18 protein-coding genes are annotated in these 17,897 nt (G+C 60.4%); 6 read left to right on the top strand and 12 right to left on the bottom strand.

Annotated elements, in window-relative coordinates; all coding sequences use genetic code 11:
* The first annotated feature begins 56 nt into the window (after positions 1-56).
* Positions 57-332 (top strand): muconolactone Delta-isomerase, encoded by a 276-nt coding sequence (gene catC, locus PCE31107_RS07930; protein WP_150607550.1) that lies wholly within the window; start codon positions 57-59, stop codon positions 330-332.
* 48 nt (positions 333-380) lie between these two features.
* On the opposite strand, the gene PCE31107_RS07925 is transcribed toward catC, so the two are convergent.
* A complete protein-coding gene (locus PCE31107_RS07925) occupies positions 381-1,016 on the bottom strand; it encodes a GntR family transcriptional regulator (RefSeq protein ID WP_150607548.1) in 636 nt (211 codons plus the stop codon).
* Between the two features lie 312 nt (positions 1,017-1,328).
* On the opposite strand from PCE31107_RS07925, the gene PCE31107_RS07920 reads away from it, so the two are divergent.
* The 4 genes from PCE31107_RS07920 to PCE31107_RS07905 all read left to right on the top strand — a co-directional run bounded on the left by PCE31107_RS07920 (position 1,329) and on the right by PCE31107_RS07905 (position 5,949).
* Positions 1,329-2,090, top strand: coding sequence for an alpha/beta fold hydrolase (locus PCE31107_RS07920; RefSeq protein ID WP_174966578.1), 762 nt, complete (start codon positions 1,329-1,331; stop codon positions 2,088-2,090).
* Complete coding sequence (locus PCE31107_RS07915; protein ID WP_150607544.1) at positions 2,087-3,352, top strand: iron-containing alcohol dehydrogenase; 1,266 nt, start codon at positions 2,087-2,089, stop codon at positions 3,350-3,352. The genes PCE31107_RS07920 and PCE31107_RS07915 overlap by 4 nt, the downstream gene beginning before the upstream one ends.
* Before the next feature lie 130 nt (positions 3,353-3,482).
* Positions 3,483-4,865 carry an MFS transporter gene (locus PCE31107_RS07910; RefSeq protein WP_150607542.1) on the top strand — a complete coding sequence of 461 codons (1,383 nt, stop codon included), beginning with the start codon at positions 3,483-3,485 and terminating at the stop codon, positions 4,863-4,865.
* A 274-nt stretch (positions 4,866-5,139) separates the two neighbouring features.
* Entirely contained in the window at positions 5,140-5,949 is an 810-nt protein-coding gene (locus tag PCE31107_RS07905) for a sterol desaturase family protein (RefSeq protein ID WP_150607540.1), read from the top strand.
* Positions 5,950-6,089: 140 nt separating this feature from the next.
* Here PCE31107_RS07905 and PCE31107_RS07900 read toward each other — a convergent pair whose 3' ends face one another.
* The 10 genes from PCE31107_RS07900 to PCE31107_RS07860 all read right to left on the bottom strand — a co-directional run bounded on the left by PCE31107_RS07900 (position 6,090) and on the right by PCE31107_RS07860 (position 15,027).
* The gene (locus tag PCE31107_RS07900) at positions 6,090-7,046 is read right to left on the bottom strand and encodes an amidohydrolase family protein (RefSeq protein ID WP_130026747.1); all 957 of its coding nucleotides are present in this window, start codon (positions 7,044-7,046) and stop codon (positions 6,090-6,092) included.
* A 78-nt stretch (positions 7,047-7,124) separates the two neighbouring features.
* Positions 7,125-8,006: an alpha/beta fold hydrolase gene (locus PCE31107_RS07895; RefSeq protein WP_150607537.1), complete on the bottom strand. Its 882-nt coding sequence runs from the start codon at positions 8,004-8,006 to the stop codon at positions 7,125-7,127.
* A 344-nt stretch (positions 8,007-8,350) separates the two neighbouring features.
* Positions 8,351-9,082 carry a substrate-binding domain-containing protein gene (locus PCE31107_RS07890; RefSeq protein WP_240756032.1) on the bottom strand — a complete coding sequence of 244 codons (732 nt, stop codon included), beginning with the start codon at positions 9,080-9,082 and terminating at the stop codon, positions 8,351-8,353.
* 122 nt (positions 9,083-9,204) lie between these two features.
* Positions 9,205-10,143: an SMP-30/gluconolactonase/LRE family protein gene (locus tag PCE31107_RS07885; protein ID WP_150607535.1), complete on the bottom strand. Its 939-nt coding sequence runs from the start codon at positions 10,141-10,143 to the stop codon at positions 9,205-9,207.
* Between the two features lie 6 nt (positions 10,144-10,149).
* On the bottom strand, positions 10,150-11,445 hold the full coding sequence (locus PCE31107_RS07880) for an MFS transporter (RefSeq protein ID WP_150607533.1): 1,296 nt from the start codon (positions 11,443-11,445) through the stop codon (positions 10,150-10,152).
* Positions 11,446-11,455: 10 nt separating this feature from the next.
* Entirely contained in the window at positions 11,456-12,001 is a 546-nt protein-coding gene (locus PCE31107_RS23625) for an amidohydrolase family protein (protein WP_281352561.1), read from the bottom strand.
* Positions 11,910-12,275, bottom strand: a complete 366-nt coding sequence (locus PCE31107_RS23900; RefSeq protein WP_217425190.1) for an amidohydrolase family protein — start codon at positions 12,273-12,275, stop codon at positions 11,910-11,912. The genes PCE31107_RS23625 and PCE31107_RS23900 overlap by 92 nt, the downstream gene beginning before the upstream one ends.
* Positions 12,276-12,289: 14 nt before the next feature.
* Positions 12,290-13,123, bottom strand: a complete 834-nt coding sequence (locus PCE31107_RS07870) for an SDR family NAD(P)-dependent oxidoreductase (protein WP_246181750.1) — start codon at positions 13,121-13,123, stop codon at positions 12,290-12,292.
* Positions 13,124-13,135: 12 nt separating this feature from the next.
* On the bottom strand, positions 13,136-13,696 hold the full coding sequence (locus PCE31107_RS07865) for a carboxymuconolactone decarboxylase family protein (RefSeq protein ID WP_150607531.1): 561 nt from the start codon (positions 13,694-13,696) through the stop codon (positions 13,136-13,138).
* 20 nt (positions 13,697-13,716) lie between these two features.
* Entirely contained in the window at positions 13,717-15,027 is a 1,311-nt protein-coding gene (locus PCE31107_RS07860) for a cation:dicarboxylate symporter family transporter (protein ID WP_150607529.1), read from the bottom strand.
* 246 nt (positions 15,028-15,273) lie between these two features.
* Here PCE31107_RS07860 and PCE31107_RS07855 point away from each other — a divergent pair, with 246 nt between their 5' ends.
* Positions 15,274-16,218 (top strand): LysR family transcriptional regulator, encoded by a 945-nt coding sequence (locus PCE31107_RS07855; RefSeq protein ID WP_130026752.1) that lies wholly within the window; start codon positions 15,274-15,276, stop codon positions 16,216-16,218.
* Between the two features lie 36 nt (positions 16,219-16,254).
* Here the strand turns inward: PCE31107_RS07855 and PCE31107_RS07850 are convergent, their stop codons facing one another.
* On the bottom strand, positions 16,255-17,865 hold the full coding sequence (locus tag PCE31107_RS07850) for a methyl-accepting chemotaxis protein (RefSeq protein ID WP_150607527.1): 1,611 nt from the start codon (positions 17,863-17,865) through the stop codon (positions 16,255-16,257).
* Positions 17,866-17,897: the final 32 nt, after the last annotated feature.

The raw sequence follows: 17,897 nt of genomic DNA, 5'->3' as shown, positions 1-17,897 counted from the left end.
CGTGGCCCCACCTGTAACCGTCAAGGGCACTGCGCCCGCGATTCAAGGAGAGTGAAATGCTGTACCTGGTTCATATGATCGTTCGGATTCCCGATACGGTGCCGGCGGAAGAGGCTGCGCGTATCAAGGCGGCGGAAAAGGAGTATTCGCAATCGCTGCAACGCTCGGGCAAGTGGCCAAACATCTGGCGCGTGGTCGGGGAATATGCCAATTACAGCGTCTTCGATGTGGACAGCAACGACGAGTTGCACACGCTGCTGAGCCAGTTGCCCCTGTTCCCGTACATGGACATCTCGGTGACGCCCTTGGCTCGCCATCCGTCGGCGATTTGAGTCTGGGGCGGCAGCGCCGCCCCCTCCTCCTTCGGACAGGCCCCGGTATTAGGCTCGCTCGCCCAAGACCGTGGCTCGCGTGAATGCCTCGATGTTGTCCAACAGCGCATCGATTGCGTCGCCGGCACGTTTCACTTCGCCCGCGGCAATTGCTTCCGCGGCTTGCGCATGCAGGCGCGCCATCGTGGGTAGATCGGCCGCTTCCTTATAGTGGTAGTACCAGAACCGGCGCGCCAGTCCGTGCAACAAACGCATCGCGCCCTCGGCGAACTCGTTGCGCGCGGCGACCAGACACAATTCATTGAACTCGCGGTCGGCACGGATGAACTCCACATCCTTGCCGCCGCGCGCCGAACTCTTGAATTCCTTCGCCAGACGTGTGAAGTGCTCGCGCTGCTCGGCCGTGGCTTTCTTCGCGGCACTCCGGGCAATCAAGCGCTCCACCTCACGGCGCGTCTCCAGCAAGCGCAGTTGCTTGGCGACGTCCATCGGCGGAATGAGTAGCCCGCGCTGCGGCAGCACCACGATCAAGTGCTCACGGGCCAGGCGCTGGACGGCTTCCCGGATCGGCGTTCGGCCAAAGCCTGTCATCTCGCTCAGTTGCAGCTCCGACAAGGTCGAACCCGGTGCGAGCCGCAACGTCACGATCGCCTCTTCAATCCACTCGTAAGCCATGTCGACCATGCGACCTCGCGGGATGGATTCCCGCGCGTCATCCGGTGCGTTTGTCTCCGGCTTCCCCGTGCGTTGCGTCGCTTTTCTTGTCGCCATTTGGTCAATGCTTCAGAGCAAATATTAATTGTATATCACCTGCTCTCAAGCTTTCGATGGCGCACCGCGCTCAGCGCGCCCACGGTTCGGGCAGCCCTGCCCCTGCTCGACGCTTTCCCGCCCGCCCTCATCCCCCGAGTTTTCCCTCAGCCTCAGTGACTTGCTTCCATCGTCTGATATGCTATTATTAACCAACTAATATATTACTCACAGAGAGGGCACGCGGTGGATATTCGTCGGATAGGAAAGCCCGATGGCTTCCCGGTGGTTGCCCTGCATGGGATTCAAGGCACGAGCGACGCCTGGGTTCCGGTGGCAACCGCATTGGGGGACGCATTCGACTTCATCTTGCCCAACATGCCCGGTCGCGGCTACGCGGGTTCCCCAAGCGCCCCAAGCGCATGCAGCGCCGACGACTTCGCGCGAATTGCCAGCTTGGCAATTGAGCAGGAAGTCGGCGCACGTCCCTATGCGCTGGCCGGCTGGAGCATGGGCGTCTCGGTCATCCTCGCGTTGATGGCGCAGTTGGCGAACGGCACGGCGCGTCATTGCCCCCCAGCCGCCATCGTGCTCCTGTCCGGCACGGCGCAGTTGAACGAGGTTGCCTGGTTCAAGGCATCCGACGGGACAACCCTCATCGACGAAATCCGGCACAGGCAGATCCGTTTGGGCCTGACACACGCGGCTGACCCGCTCACTGTGTCATGGACATGGAATGCGTTGAAACGGATTTCCCATCTCCCGAATCTGGCGCACGTCGACGTGCCCGCGCTGCTGATCCACGGCGGCGAAGACGAAGACTGTCCCGTCGAACACGCACACCGCATGTGCGAGGGAATTCGAGGCGCAACGCTGCAAGTGATTCCGGGCGCGCGCCATTCGATCCTGTCGCAGAACACGCAAGAGGTCTGCATCGCCATGCGGCAATTTCTCACCCAATACAACACGGCATCCCGATGCCCGAGCACCCCGGAGAAGACTTCATGAGGCTGGACGATTGCATCCACTTTTGCGCCCCCTCCCGACTGATCATCGAACGTGGCTACCGTCAAAAGCTCCCGGGTCTTTTGCATAGCATCGGCTATCGGCGTGGATTGCTCGTCACCGATCGCTTCTTTGCCGAGCAGACCCCTTGGGTGAAGGATTACGTAACGGCGTGCGAACGCCTCGGCGTTCATGTCGAGGTCTTTGCCGGCGGTCAGCCCGACCCCACCACCGACCTGTGCGACCGTGCAACAGCCGAACTGCGCATCAAACTGGACGGTCGTCTGCCCGACCACATCGTGTCGCTGGGGGGCGGCAGCAACATCGATCTTGCCAAGGCGCTTTGCGTCACACTGGCGGCAGGTCGACCCGTTCGCGACTTCAGTGCCGGCATCATGAGCGATACACCGGTCATCGACCATATCTCAGTGCCCACGACGGCCGGCACAGGCTCGGAGCTGACACCCGGCACCATCCTGTTCGACACGAACACCGGCATCAAGATCGCCGTGATGGACAACCGGCTTCGCCCGGTCATCGCCGCCATTGACCCCGACCTCACCTTCACCTGCCCGCCAAAAGTCACGGCGGAATCCGGCATCGACGCCTTGACGCACGCCCTCGAGTCGTTTGTCACCCTTGACTCGAACCTGTTCGATCGGGGCGGCAGTGTCGACCCGGGCTACAGCGGCCGCAACAGCTTGACCATGATGTTTGCCCGCGAGTCGATCCAACTTTGCGTCCAATATCTTCTGCGTTGTTATCGGGACGGCAACGATGTCGAGGCGCGGGTCGGCATGTGCTACGCCAGCGTCTATGCAGCGATGTCCTATGGCAGCGCGGGTCTGAACGCGGTACATGGCATTGCCTACGGTGTGGCAGCGCTGACCCACAAGTCTCACGGCGCGACGAATGCCGTTGTGCTGCCCTATGTCATCGACGCCATGAGCGAGTCGCGGCACGCCGAACTTCTGGACGTTGCCCGAATGTTCGGCATTCAGACGACCGACGAAGTCCAGGCAGTGCGGGCGTTGCCGCACCAATTACGCGGCCTGGTCGGCAAGCTTGGGATTCCCACCGATCTCAACGCGTTCGGGATCGCACGGACATCTCTACAGAATTTGCTCACCGATGCGCTCGGCGTGACTCGGTTGGCGAAAGCGTTCCCGGTTGGGAATATTGAAGAAAGCTATGCGGACATCATCAATAACGCGTGGCATGGCCGTCTTCAAAACGAGACGACAGCGAGATTCGCGGCAGACTGAGCGCTTCGGCCCGGTGCTGTAGCGACGCAAAGACACTATTAGAATTCGGCCGGGCCAACCGGCCGCTTTGCGCCTCGATGTCTAACATGTTAGCTGATTATTAGCAGCATAGATTGGAGGAGACACAAACATGGATATGTCCACCGCCGCTTCGCGGCTGGGTGTTGGGGTCGCGGCGCGACTTGAGCGGCTGCCGATGACCCGCTACCAGAGAACCTTGTTCTCGATCATTGCCACCGCCTGGTTCTTCGATTCCATGGATCTGGGTCTGATGACCTTTGTCCTCGGGTCGATCAAGGCGGAGTTCGGCCTGTCGGCGTCGCAGACAGGGCTGCTGGCCAGCGCCAGCTTCCTTGGGATGTTCGCCGGCGCCGCGATCGCGGGCCTGCTCGCGGACAAGTTCGGTCGAAAGCCGGTATTTCAGATCAGCATGATTTTCTGGGGCGTCGGTAGTCTGATGTGCGGCTTCGCACACAACGTCGATTCGCTGATGCTGTACCGCGTGGTTCTCGGCTTCGGCATGGGCATGGAGTTCCCGATCGGTCTGTCGATGGTCTCGGAGATCGTGCCGGCCAAGAGCCGCGGCAAGTACGTGGCGATCCTTGAAGGCTTTTGGCCCATCGGGTTCATCGTTGCCGGCGCCCTCTCCTACTTCATGCTTCCGGTGATCGGCTGGCGGGGCATTTTCATCGCCTTGTCGGTCCCGGCCGTGTTTGTGTTCGTCATCCGGCGCATGGTGCCCGAGTCGCCGCGGTGGCTCGAAGACACCGGGCGTATGAAAGAAGCCTCGGATGTGATGAACAGCATCGAAGCCAAGGTGGAGAAAGCCTACGGACGCAAGTTGCCAGCGCCCACCCTGACGCAGAGCGCGCCTCGCGCCCAATCTGGCAGGAAGGCGCTCTTCGCCGAGCTTTGGACCGGCATTTATGCCAAACGGACTGTCATGCTCTGGACCACCTGGTTCTTCGCGCTGCTCGGCTACTACGGACTGACGACATGGCTAGGGGCCCTGCTGCAACAGGCCGGCTATGCGCAGACCAAATCGGTGCTCTACACGGTCTACATCTCGCTGGCGGGGATTCCCGGGTTCATGTTCTCGGCGTGGTTGCTGGAGAAGTGGGGCCGTAAGCCAACGTGCGCGCTGATGCTGCTGGGAAGTGCCGTGGCCGCCTATCTTTACGGTCAGGCCGCTGGCACCAAGGCCCCTATCGAACAATTGATTGCCGCCGGGCTGATGATGCAATTCTTCCTGTTCGGCATGTGGTCGGTGCTGTATGCCTACACGCCGGAGCTTTACCCGACCCGCACGCGCGCGACCGGCTCCGGCTTCGCGTCGTCCGTCGGACGCATCGGATCCCTGGCGGGTCCCTTTGCCATTGGCGTACTGCTTCCCACATGGGGCCAGGCGGGCGTTTTCACCATGGGTGCCCTCTCCTTCGTCATTGCAGCGCTCGCCGTGTTGCTGCTGGGCGTGGAAACCAAAGGCCGATCGCTTGAAGACGTTTCGCACTAACCCGCACTAGCCCGCACTGAACGGCGGGCTGCTCCTCGCGCCGATTCGCAGAGTCGCGCCCACCGTAGCGTTGCGTGACCGGCGGCCAGCCGACGCAGGCCGCCGCGTCTCCTCGCATATCGTCGAGCGGATCGCGGCCCAACTGAAAGGCGTTCACCGATTCCATCGCCATTCCGAACCATGCACGCAATCCGGTTGACTTTTATTTTCCGATAACTAATATGTTAGTTGTGTATTTGATGATTTCCATTCATTCAGACGCAGGAGACAAGCCATGATTACCGAGCGCCAACTGAAATTCCGAGAGCAGTACAAGTCCGACATCAGTCCGATGTACAACGGCCTGTTGCACATCGTCGTGATGTATATCGTGGCCATCGGCGCGGTCGTCTATGCGGTCAGCCGATTGCAGCACCCGACGTGGGAATGGCTGTTGATGATTCCCGTCTTCCTGGCAGGCAACTTCGTGGAGTGGTTCATGCATCGCTTTGTGATGCACCGCCGCGTGAATGTCTGGGGGTTGCGCGAGATCTACAATCGCCACACGCGCCAGCATCACCAATACTTCAGCGATCAATTGTCGACGATCGACACGACGCGCGAGTTCCGCATCGTCTTCTTTCCGTGGCGCGTATTGATGACGCTGGGCGTTGGCGGCGGTGCCCTGGGCTATGCGACTTCACTGTTCCTGGGCACGAACGCCGGCTGGATGGTCTTTCTCACGATGGTCGGCCAGTATTTGATTTATGAGACGTTCCATTACTGCTGCCACTGCCATGAAAATTGGTTCGTGCGCAACATGCCGTTCATCAATACGATTCGTCGGCATCACACTGCCCATCACAACATGGGCATCATGATGAAATACAACATGAACCTGACGTTCCCGATCGCCGACTGGTACATGGGGAGCAGCGACTTGCGCCGAGGCTTGCTTGGCCACTTGTTCAACGGCTACAGCGAAAAGCACATCAAGAGCGAGCTGAAGCCGATCATTGCGAAGTTCAAGGACGACCACTCGCAAGTTACCCTGGATGGTCCCATTCTCACGGCGGAAGAGCGAGAAGCGATGACGGCGATTTGACGTGTCGATGCTTATGGGGGGTTGTCCCCCGTCGTTTGATATCTGAGAACGGCTCGTCGCACGTCAACGTTTGACGAGGGCGACCACGTGGCTTGCCGATCCGCGTTCGGAAGTCCTTTGTCGTCACCCTCACGCATCAATCAATTCGGCATGTCAAAGCCATAAAGCTCCGCCGGATTATCGACAAGAATGCGATGCGACACAGCCGTGTCGGTAAACCACTCGCCGACAAGATCGAAAAGCCGGGCATCGTCCGGCTTGCGATCATGCTCCGTCGGGTGCGGCCAATCGCTGCCCCAAACGATTCGGTTTGGCGCAACGTCAACAAATGATTGAGCGATGGGTCTAGCATCCGCGTAATCAGGGGCACCCTGTTTTGAATTCAGATAGGCGCCTGACACCTTCACCCAGCAACGTCCTTGCTGTAGCAGCGACAGCATGACTCGATGAGCTTCGCTGCCAATGACCGGGTGGGGCAGTCGCCCCATGTGATCGATAACAACGGGGCAAGCCAACGTGCTGAGCATGCGTGCGTTCGCCACAATCAAATCGGCCCGCATCTGTAACTGAACGTGCCACCCCAGTGCCTGAATTCGCGGTGCAAGCGCGCCGATCATGTCGACATTCGTAATTGCGCCCGTTGGCTGAAACAGCGAGAACCTGACGCCACGAATGCCGCCATCATGCAGATGCTGAAGTTCTTCGTCGGTGACATCCGGCGTAACCACCGCAATGCCCCGGGTATTCTTTGCGCCCAGCGCCGAAATTGCTGCCAATGTCACGCGATTGTCCGTCTTGTAATTGGCGGGCTGAACGACGACAGTACGAGTCGTCCCCAGCCGCGCCTGTATCCTGCGGTAGGCTGCAACGTCCGCGTTCACGGGTTTGGCCGCTGCCGTGTTGAGCACGGGAAACGCGTCATCGTAAATGTGCACATGAGAATCGCACGCCAGTGCCGGCGCCTTGCTTTTAGGACGCTCGGCGCCGGCTGAATTTGGAAACTCCTCTGGCTGAGCCGCAAAGCCGAGCGGCGTCACGCCCACTCCCCCTGCGAGCGCGAGTCCCGCAACCAGTCGGCGTCGAATCACATTCACCATGATCTACTCTCCACGTACAGATAGGCCAAATTGTGAGCTGCCCTCAGGGAAGTCAGCCCAAGTATCGAAATGCCCGCGTTACTGCTTCGTCCAAGAGACGCGACGCGCAAACTTCGCAATTTCATCGGCCATCGCCTTCGGTTGCTCCGGCGCAAACGCATGACCGGCATTCGGCACGACCACTACGGTTACCCGATCCCCCAACATGGACTTGAGCACCATGGAGAAACGACGGGGAGCCACAGGATCGCTCTCTCCCTGCAAATCGAGAATCGGTGCACTGCCGGCCGCAAAGTAGTCATCCACCGGCGTGACGTTTCGCGCGTGCGATTCAGCCTCGTGGGTATCGTGATGCCAACCGTCCAGCCAAACGGTCGGGTCATTCCCCGGCGCAAAAAATGCTTCCTTCAGGTAAATCAGGCGCTGGGCACGCGATAGCCGAAGGTCTCCCGCACCGTCAATCGCCTTGCGCATTTCCGGACCAATCGGCTTCTCGGTCGAACCCGGCGGAACCTTGCCGGCGGATGCTGCGACGAGTACGACACCGCGAACCAAATCCGGGCGATCCGTCGCCACCTGGCGAGCCGGGAAGTTGCCCCATGCGTGCCCAACGACGACAGCTGGACCCGCATGCTCGTTCTCGATCACGGCAGCGACGTCACGCGCAAAGTCGTGCATGTTCAGAGATTCCATCGGGCCCACGCTTCGCCCAATTCCGCGCGGCTCAGGACGGACTACGCGGAAACCGTCTGCAACGAGTCGTGCCGCAACATCGTCGTAGTCGCGTGCCGAGCGGCCAAGCGATGGCAACATCACGATCAACGGACCCTTACCCTGGCGCATGACGTCAATCTGCACGTTGTCATGCTTGACGAGGGTGTGTTCCACGTTAGCGGCAAGCGCCCCAAAGCTCACGCCCAAGGCAACGACGGCAGCAGAGATGTTACGGATGCAGTTCATTTTCCAAATCCTCAGTGAATGGTCTGGCAGTCAGAATGAATAACGATGGGTGGCCTGGCGCTCCGGCCCAATTGCCCGAAGCGACAATAGAAACACCGTGTGCGACCCGCGGCGCAGGCTCAACAGCCGGGGCCATACTTTGACGTAGTGAACGGGCGAGTGACCCACGTCCGAATGGGCGCCCCCCCCCAGGCGATCAGCGATCGCACAGTTGAATGTTGCGCATGCGTCGTCTCGATGGCCGTTGAATCACCCGATCCCGCCGTTGCTTCGAGCAACGTGGGCAACAGCCAGCGAAGCGTGTCCGGCTGACCGGCAACGCCGAGAATGCGTGGGGGAGCCGCCTACTTCGCGATCGGGTCCAGCCCACTGCGCGCCATCAGGGCACGCGCTTCGGGCGTTCGCAGATAGTCGATGAACGCCTGACCCGCTGCGCGTTCTCCAGCGTGCACGCCAATGGCCGCAGCAATCACGCTGGCCTTCTGCACTTGCGCAGGCAGCGGCCCTACGTACTGAATGCCGGAGATAGCGCGCAACTCGCTGATTTGCTGCAGACCCAGCTCCGCGTCGCCGCGGGCCAGTGCCGTGCCGACGAGTTCCTTGCCGCGGATAAGCACGCTCTTCGATTTCATCTGCTGTGCCACCCCAAGTCTCTCGAACAACGTTTGCGTGATGTAGGTGCCGCTCGCACCTTCCGAGAACGCCACCGACTTCGCCGCCAACAACGTCTTGCGCAGATCGTCGACGGTGACCACGCTCGGCTTCGCCACACCGGGGGCAACGGCAACACCAATGCCGCTACTCATCAGATCCACTCGCGACGCGGGGTCGAAGTATCCTTGCTTGACGTGATCGGTAAGCGCTGCGCCGATCATGAAACAGACATCCATGGGCTCGCCGGCGCGAATCCGCGTCGGCAGTGCATCGGCTGACGTGCCGTACGATGGCCCCCACTCGATATCGACGTGATTGCCAGTCTCACGTTCGAACGCCGGTACGACCTGTGCAAAGGCAGCTCGCAACGCGCCGGTGGCGAGCACATGGACTTCCGCAGCCTGAGCAGCCACTGATGCCATACACATGGCAAACCCACAAATGCCAGAGGCAATAGCCGCGCGAGCGAATGGACGACGAATCATCAAGTTGTCTCCTACGTATCTCTTTTCTATTTATCGGTGGTCGGCGAGTCTGCTAGAAATCAGGTCATTCCGCGTGTGTTGATGAACAGGGAATATAGCGACGACGTCGCCGCCATGAAGAGACGATTGCGATGTCGACCACCGAAGCACAAGTTGGCACAACGCTCAGGCAAGTCGATGTGACCGATCGGCGATCCGTCAGGCGCGAATACCCGCACCCCATCGAGTTCGGCACTGCCTGTCCCCCACCCACACCAGAGGTTGCCGTCAACATCGACACGGAAGCCATCCGGCGTTCCGTCCTTCGCATCGATCAACACGCGCGGATGACGCAATGCCGCTCCACCCACTACATCAAACGCCATGATCGTTCGCGGACGCGCGCGTGACGCCACCACGTAAAGCATCGTCTCGTCGGGAGAGAACGCGAGCCCGTTGGGGCCCGGAATGTCGTCCGCCATACACGCGAGCTCACCGCTCTGCGGGTCCAACCGGTAGAGGCCCCCCGGCAGTTCGGCTTCCGCAATTTGCCCCATGTAGTCGCTTACCAGACCGAAAGGCGGATCGGTGAACCACACAGCGCCGTCACGCGAGACGACCACATCGTTGGGCGAGTTCAGTCGCTTACCCTGGTAGCGTTCGGCGAGCACCGTGATACTGCCGTCGTATTCGGTGCGCGTTACGCGACGCTCGCCATGCTCACAGGCAATCAGGCGTCCTTCGCGATCACGCGTCAGCCCGTTGGCCTTGGTCGATGGGGCGCGATAGGCGATGACGCTCTCGGTCACTTCGTCCCACCGCAGGATTCTGTCGTTGGGCAGATCGGTCCAGTACAGTGCGCGGGCGTCCCCAAACCAGACGGGGCCTTCCGCCCAGCGCGCGCCGGTCCACAAACGCTCGACGCGCGCGTGAGGCAAGCGGTAATGCGCGAATCGCTCGTCCAGGATCCGAATCGCCGGATCGGGGGTACGCAAGTTGGGCTGCCACGTATCGATCATGGTGTGTCAGGCCTCCTTGACCTGTGTTTTGAGATAGGCCGAGAGCAGCGTCGCGAGAACGAGCATCCCGCCCATCCCCGTCAAGCCGGCATTGAACGATCCGGTTACGTCCTTTTGCCAGCCGACCATGGCCGGCCCGACAAGGCCGCCCAGACTGCCCACTGCGTTGATGAATGCGACGCCACCGGCCGCTGCCTGCTTGTCGAGGAAGGTCGCCGGAATGCTGTAGAAGCAGGTCCGCACGGACGACAGGCCCACAATCGCCACTGTCAGGCCGAACATGGCGGGCAACAACGAGCTGGACGCCACCGACGCGAAAAAGCCGATGGCCGCCACGGCGCACGTCAGCACGAGATGCTTGACGTAGCGACGCTTCCTGGCGAGCACGCGCGCCCACGCCAGCATTGCCAGGCTGCCGACAATGTACGGAATGGCAGTTGCAAGGCCAACCTGCATGTCGGTGAGATGATGTGTTTTGAGGATCGTGGGCATCCACACGCCGATCCCCAGAATCCCGATGATGTAGCTGAAGAGAATCGCGGCGAGCAACCAAACGCGCGAATCCTTGAGCGATTTGCGGAAATCGCGCTCGTGCGTCGTTGAACGCTCGCGCTCCAATGCGTCCTGCAGCGCCCGCTGCTCGTCATCGGTAAGCCACTTTGCGTGCGCAGGCCCGTCGGGAAGCGCGAACAGACACACCACGCCAAGCACGCACGCGGGCAGACCTTGCAGAACGAAGAGCCACTGCCAACCGTGTAGTCCGAGCACGCCGTCGAGTTGCAGCATCGAGACGGAAAGCGGGCCGCTGAACACCGACGACAACGGAATGGCGGCTAGAAAAATGGCCATCATTCGTGTGCGAAACTGCGACGGAAACCAAAGCGTCAGATAGAAGATCACGCCGGGGAAAAAGCCGGCTTCGCCAATGCCGGCCATCAATCGGATAAAGGCGTAACTTGTCGGGCCGACGGCGAAGCTCGTGGCGGCCGCGAACAGCCCCCAAGTAATCATGATGCGAGCGAGCCAGCGACGCGCACCGTACCGATAAAGCGCCAGGTTGCTGGGCACTTCGAACAGGCAGTATCCGACGTAGAAAATCCCGGCGGCCAGTCCGAAGGCCGATGCACTCAGGCCCAGGTCCCGGTTCATGGTCAACGCGGCAAAGCCAACGTTGGTGCGATCCAGATAGTTGATGAAATAAGCAAACGCCAGCAGCGGGATCAACCGCCACGCGGCCTTTCGGCATGCGCTTTGCTCAGCGCTGTCTCTCGACGTGGAATTCAGAGCAATCGGTGTGGACATCGATATTCTCTCAGGCGTACAACTTCATCGGGTTATCGCAGAGCACCGCCTGCGCGGAAGCCTCGTCGGCGCACACCAGGCGAACGAATGCCAGTAGCGCAGCGTCGTCAGGCACATCCCCCCTAATATTCGGATGCGGCCAATCCGAGCCCCAGATCGCCCGATCGGGCGCCGCCGCGAGAAGGCGACGCGCGAGCGGCAAGGCGGCATCCCACGGAGGTGTCGCGCCTTGCATCAATCGGTCGACACCGGAGAGTTTGACCCAGCGCATTGGGTTTTCCAGGTGTCGTTCCAACGCCTTCATCGCGACTTCGTCGATCGGCAGCGTAGCGTCCTGCCGCCCCATGTGATCTACGACGATAGGAATATCCAGATCCGACCACGCGTCGAGCACAGGAAGGATCTGATCGAGACGACCGTGAACCAGAACGTGCCAATTCAATGCCTTCACACGCACCGCGGTCTCACGCAGTCGAGCGAAGTTGCGCTCGCCAGGCAGGTGCCCCATGAAGTTGAAACGAACGCCGCGCACGCCCCCTTGGTCGAGACGATGCAGTTCGGCGTCCGTGGTGGCATCGTCGACGAGCGCAACGCCGCGATACCGCCCCCCCCGTCATGGCGATACCGTCAAGCAAGGCGCTGTGATCGCGTCCATAACAAGCCGCTTGTACCAGCACGCCATGCGAAACGCCAATGCGGTCGTGCATGGCCAATAGATCGTCCATGGGCGCGAGGGCCGGCAGATAGGCGGCACCCTCAGGCAGCGGGAAGGCTTTCCAAGGTCCGTAGATATGGGTATGGCAATCCCAGACGCCGCGATGTGTCGACATACGTCTGCGCTACCTCAATCGCAACGTGCGGTCATGCCGCCGTCGACCACAAGTTCGGTTCCCGTCACAAAACGGGCCTCGTCGGAGGCAAGGAACAATGCGGCATAAGCGGTATCTCGACCGTCACCCATGAAGCCCAGCGGAATACGTGCAAGGCGGGCTTCCAGCAGCTTGTCGATATCGCCGCCCGTACGCTGACCGGCCAGACGGACTTCCACCATCGGCGTGTGCAATTGCCCAGGAACGACGGTATTCACACGAATGCCCTTCTTCGCATATTCGACCGCGACAACCTTCGAGAGCTGGATCACGCCAGCCTTGCAAGCGGCGTAGGCCACTTGCGCGGAGCCCGTCCAGCGAATGCCGGACGTCGATGCCGTATTGACGATGGCACCGCCCCCGGCACGTTCGAGTTCTGGAATAACGTGCTTACATGCCAGGAAGACGCTCTTCAGATTGAAGGCGACTTGGGCTTCCCACTTCTCTTCAGGCAGATCTACCGGACCACCGGAGGCGGAGCCGCCCACGTTATTGACGAGTACGTCGACCTTGCCGTAGGTTTCGACACACGCCGCCACCATGGCCTTGACGGCCACGGAATCGGTGACGTCACACGTGTAAGGCGTCACCTCTCCGCCGGCCTCACGCACGCGGCGAATGGTTTCCTCCATTGCGTCGAGACTCTTGTCGACGGCGAAAACGCGTGCGCCGGCCATTGCAAACAGCACGGTCACCGCACGACCGTTGCCCCAGCCCGGCCCGACGCATCCGGCGCCAGTCACAATTGCCACCTTGCCTTGCAGACGACCATTAGCAAGCGCGGCTTGCAGCTCAGTATTCGATTGCACGATTGATCCTTGTTACAGAGAAATGGGCAGTTCAGGCGCGGCACCAGCCGGCGCCGGCACGTTGAAGACCTTGATAGTCATGGAGATGAGCGTGTAGTAGCCCGCGATGCCGACAAGATCCACCAGGCCGTCCTGACCGATCTCATCGATCAGCGCGGCATACAACGCATCTCCGATGCTGCGTTGCGCGTGAAGCTGCGTCATGAATTCGTAGATCAGCGCCTCGTCCCGATTCACGAACTGCGGCGCCTTGCCGTCACGCAACGCATCAAGCACCTCGGGCGCAACCCCGGCTTCCAGCGCGAACGGCTTATGGGCGGCCCACTCATATTCGGCAAGCCAATATCGGCCCATGCACATGATGGCAAGCTCGGAGAGTCGCGGCGGCAGGCTGCTGTCATAACGGCAGTAGCGCCCCAATGCTTGCGCGCGATCAGCCAGAAGCGGTCGATGCAACCAGACCGCGAGCGGACCACGCACGCCCTTGCGGGGACCCGAGGCAATGGCGTCGTAGACGATGCGCTGCTCCGGCGAGAGTTGCGTCGGGTCGATGGCGGGAAGACGAAGTTCCATGATGATCAGTTCCGGCAGAATCAATTCGCCTGCGCAGCGGCTACCGAATCCGGCGCGCCAGCAGACAGTTTCAGAAGCGAGGGACGCACGTGACCGCCGGTTTCTTGAGCAAACGCGTCGGCATCGAATGCGCCTTCCCAGCGGGCGATGGCGAATACGGCGACGGTGTTGCCGACCACATTCACGAGCGCTGTGGCGATAGCCATGATCCGGTCAATCCCGAAGAGCAGGCCGAGGCCAGCTACCGGCAGCGTGCGCATCGATTGCAGCGTGGCTGCGAGCTTCACGAAAGCACCGCCCGCGACGGTGGTACCGCCCTTGGAGGTCAGGCTGAGAATCGCCAGCAGGCCGAGCTGCTGCCAGAGAGAAAACGGCGTATCAGTAGCCTGCGCAATGAAACCAACAGCGATAGCCATGTAGATGGAAGTGCCGTCGAGGTTGAAGCTGTAGCCCGCCGGCAGGACGAAGCCGACCACTGCCTCGTCACAGCCCGCACGACGCAGCTTCTCAATCAGTCGCGGGAAGGCCACTTCACTAGATGCAGTGCCGAAAATCAGCAGGATCTCGTCACGAATCAGGCGCAACACGCCGAAAAACGGCAGACCAATACCGGTGCTGATCGCGCCAAGGACGCCGAAGACGAAGATCAGGGATGCGGCGTAATACAGAATGATGACCTTGAGGAGGTACAGGAGCGTCGCGCCGCCGTAGCTGCCCACCGCTGCGGCCATCGCACCGAAGGCGCCGAGCGGGGCCAACTTCATGATGAAGCCGAGCATGCGGAACAGCACCGACGTGGCTTCGTCAATTCCGCGCAACAGCACCGAATCCGCACCGACCGACAGGTTCAGAGCCAAGCCGGCCAGCACCGAGATGATCAGCACCTGCACGATATCGCCCTTGGCAAATGCATCGACCAGCGTGTGCGGAATCAGGCTAAGCAGGTAACTGACTGCGGAGACGTTGTGCGCACCGGAAGTGACCTTGGCGGCGTCGGCGGCTTCGGCCAGATTGCTCGCGTGCAACCCGACGCCCGGTTGAAAGACGTTGACCAACACAAAGCCGAGCACCATCGCGATCGTGCTCACCACTTCGAAGTAGATCAGCGATTTGATGCCCATGCGTCCAAGCATGCGCAGATCACGCACGTGGGCCAACCCCTGGACGAGGGTGCAGAAGATGATCGGCGCCAACATCATCTTGAGCAGCGCGATAAAGGCAGTGCCGATCGGTTTCATGGCGATTGCCCACGCGGGCGCCACCAGGCCGAGCGCGATCGCGCACGCAAGCGCAATGAGGACCTGAATGTGTAGCTTCTTGAGATGCTTCATGTTGTCTCCTGAGCCGACAGTACGTTCTCGCGCAGCGATCGCTGCAAACGCCGTCCGACTTCTCATATCGTTAGGTGCGATCCGACCATCAAGCCAGGATCACTGCGGAACAGCGTCGTCAGCTTTGTGAACTACCACGCTGCTCGCCATTCTCGGTATTTGTTAAAAGCATAGTTCCACGTAGATCTGCTGACAAACACCGTATAATCATAAGAAGCTATAACATACGGGAATACCTTAGACGCTATGGAAATCAGGGAGCTGCGTAGCTTTATTCGGGTGGCCCGTGCCGGCAGCCTGAGCCGAGCGGCCGCCGAGCTTTATGTGGCTCAGCCAGCCCTCAGCCGACAGATCGCGAAGCTTGAGGCCGAAATTGGTGTTCCCTTGTTCGTGCGCCACGGTCGTGGGGTTCGGATGACAGCTGCCGGCGCTCGATTACTTGAGCGCGCAGAGATGATCGCGCACCTGCTCAACGAAACGGCCGAGGAGGTACGGGCAAGTGCCGATGAGGAGCGAGGTCACTTGGCAGTCGGCCTGCCTCCGACGATGAGCGCGCTGATCGGCGCAGAACTGACGCGCGAATTTCGCACGCAGTGGCCTAATGTGTCGTTGCATGTTCGCGAAGGGTTGAGTACTTCGTTGCAAGAGTGGGTAATGGACCGACGTGTAGATCTTGCCGTGGTCTACAACCAGCCGCCCCTTGAGGCATTTCAGATCCAGCCTCTCTATAGCGAACCCATGATGCTTATCGGACCGCCTGGAGACGGCGGCGGATCTCGCAGCTACCACATTCGAGATCTGGCAAACACGCCACTAATTCTTCCCGGCATGCCCCACAGCAACCGCCTTCTGGTTGAACAGGCAGCGGCTCAGCATGGCGTGAGGCTCAGAGTTGCACTCGAAGTGGACAGCGTTGCCCTTACCAAGCAGTTGGTGAAGTCTGGCGAGGGGTATTCGATACTTGCCTATATCGCGGTTCAGCAGGAAATAGCGTCAGGCGAGCTCGTTGCGCATCGCATTGAGCGACCGTCCATTCGGTCCAGCGTTGCCGTGACAACCCTGAGGGATACGTCTGCGTCGCGCTTCGCGCTGGCCTGGATCGAGTTGCTTCAGCGACACTTGAAGCGTTTTTTGGCGCTAGCACCGTGGGGTACGGAGGTGCAGTGGATGGGCGCTCCCCTTGAGAAGTGAATCAACACGGCATATGTCACCACTGGCGGGCGGGCTTCACAATGCTCCCAACGCCAAAGTCATCGCACGATCCGGGGGCGAACGTCGCGAGTCCTGGGGGTCGGAAAGCCGAAATACGGACACGGCTTCCCTCAGGTTTGACGCTTGCTCCTCAAGCGATTGTGCCGCCGCGGCGGCCTCTTCGACGAGAGCGGCGTTCTGCTGGGTGCTTTCATCCATCTGCATGAACGCCTGATTGGCCAGTTCTATGCGCTTGCCCTGATCCGACGAGGCGGCGGCGATCTCTCCGACAATATTGGACAACTCGTTTATCGCTTGCCTTACGCGCCCCATTGTCGTGCCGACGTCGTGCGCCTGCCGCGAGCCGTCTGCGACGAGCGTTGACGAAGTCTCTATCAGCGCTTTTATGTCGCGCGACGCACACGCGGCGCGCTGTGCCAATGCTCTCACTTCAGATGCAACGACGGCGAAGCCACGCCCGTGGGCGCCGGCGCGGGCCGACTCGACGGCGGCGTTTAGCGAAAGAATATTGGTTTGAAACGCAATCGCTTCTATCATTCCCGTAATCTCCGAGATCTTCGCCGAGCTTTCGCTGATTCGCCCGATCGTCTGGAGCATCGCGGCCACGGCCTGATCACCGGCATCAGCCAGACCGGCCACATTCGCAGCGAACATATCGGCGCGGCAGGCGTTATCGGCGTTATGTCTGATCGTACCGGCCAACTCGGCCATGTTGGCGACAGTCTGGTTGAGCGAGACTGCCTGCGCCTCGGTTCGGATCGACAAATCGATATTCCCGCCGGCGATTTCGTGTGCGGCAACAGACACCGACTCAGCAGACACGTTGATGACGCGAATCGTTTCCGCAAGGTGGTCCCGCATCCGCTTCATCGAGTGAAGCAAACTGCCGCTGCCCGCACGCTCGTCTTGCACTACAAACGCCAAGTCGTTTTCCGCGATGCGCGTGGCGATCTCAGCCGCGTACTTGGGCTCTCCGCCAAGCGAGCGCCATATCCCGCGGTTCACCCCGACGACGGCGATGCTCAGAAGCGTGCCGATGACGGCAAATACACCCAGGCTCCGCACGAGCGACGCGTAGAAAGCGGCATTGATGTCGTCGACATATACGCCCGTCATCAATATCCATTGCCATGGCCGATACGCGTCGTTGTAGGAGATCTTCGGAAAAATGCCGGTCGCGCCCGGCTTGCCGAAGGCGTATCGGGTAAAGCCGCTACCGTCCCGGTGGATCTGGTTCAGCACGTTCTGATTGAATGGTTCGCCATTTCGATCTCTGAAGCCACTGACGTTTCGCCCTTCGTCCTCCGGTTTCGTGGCACTCATGAGCAGGACACCGTCCGGGTTGAGGATCGTGAAATAGCCTTTCCCCCCGGCGTAACGCATCTTGCGGATCACACCTATCGCGCTGCGCTTGGCTTCATCGATCGTCAACGTCCCGGTGGCTGCCTGGTCCGCGTAGCTTTGGATGACGGACTTTGCAAGCTCCATCGCGTGAACGAGACCGGATTGCCTCTCTTCGAGACGAATTCCCCGACTACTAATGGCATCCGATATCGAAAGGCACGCAAAGCACGCGAGACTTAAAATCAGCGGCAGCCACAACTTCTGCGAAAACGACAACTTCATGTCTTCTCTCGAAAGGGAGTTTCAATCACAGA

Source organism: Pandoraea cepalis, assembly GCF_902459625.1.
Taxonomy (GTDB): Bacteria; Pseudomonadota; Gammaproteobacteria; order Burkholderiales; family Burkholderiaceae; genus Pandoraea; species Pandoraea cepalis.
The sequence above is the reverse complement of the archived record's forward strand: the minus strand, read 5'-3'. Positions and strand labels throughout refer to the sequence as shown.

Bases quoted from the DNA above. Each gene is read 5' to 3' on its own strand.
- catC (WP_150607550.1), top strand. From the start codon at position 57: ATGCTGTACCTGGTTCATATGATCGTTCGGATTCCCGATACGGTGCCG.
- PCE31107_RS07925 (WP_150607548.1), bottom strand. From the start codon at position 1,016: ATGGTCGACATGGCTTACGAGTGGATTGAAGAGGCGATCGTGACGTTG.
- PCE31107_RS07915 (WP_150607544.1), top strand. From the start codon at position 2,087: ATGAGGCTGGACGATTGCATCCACTTTTGCGCCCCCTCCCGACTGATC.
- PCE31107_RS07910 (WP_150607542.1), top strand. From the start codon at position 3,483: ATGGATATGTCCACCGCCGCTTCGCGGCTGGGTGTTGGGGTCGCGGCG.
- PCE31107_RS07905 (WP_150607540.1), top strand. From the start codon at position 5,140: ATGATTACCGAGCGCCAACTGAAATTCCGAGAGCAGTACAAGTCCGAC.
- PCE31107_RS07900 (WP_130026747.1), bottom strand. From the start codon at position 7,046: ATGGTGAATGTGATTCGACGCCGACTGGTTGCGGGACTCGCGCTCGCA.
- PCE31107_RS07895 (WP_150607537.1), bottom strand. From the start codon at position 8,006: ATGAACTGCATCCGTAACATCTCTGCTGCCGTCGTTGCCTTGGGCGTG.
- PCE31107_RS07890 (WP_240756032.1), bottom strand. From the start codon at position 9,082: ATGGCATCAGTGGCTGCTCAGGCTGCGGAAGTCCATGTGCTCGCCACC.
- PCE31107_RS07885 (WP_150607535.1), bottom strand. From the start codon at position 10,143: ATGATCGATACGTGGCAGCCCAACTTGCGTACCCCCGATCCGGCGATT.
- PCE31107_RS07880 (WP_150607533.1), bottom strand. From the start codon at position 11,445: ATGTCCACACCGATTGCTCTGAATTCCACGTCGAGAGACAGCGCTGAG.
- PCE31107_RS23900 (WP_217425190.1), bottom strand. From the start codon at position 12,275: ATGTCGACACATCGCGGCGTCTGGGATTGCCATACCCATATCTACGGA.
- PCE31107_RS07865 (WP_150607531.1), bottom strand. From the start codon at position 13,696: ATGGAACTTCGTCTTCCCGCCATCGACCCGACGCAACTCTCGCCGGAG.
- PCE31107_RS07860 (WP_150607529.1), bottom strand. From the start codon at position 15,027: ATGAAGCATCTCAAGAAGCTACACATTCAGGTCCTCATTGCGCTTGCG.
- PCE31107_RS07855 (WP_130026752.1), top strand. From the start codon at position 15,274: ATGGAAATCAGGGAGCTGCGTAGCTTTATTCGGGTGGCCCGTGCCGGC.
- PCE31107_RS07850 (WP_150607527.1), bottom strand. From the start codon at position 17,865: ATGAAGTTGTCGTTTTCGCAGAAGTTGTGGCTGCCGCTGATTTTAAGT.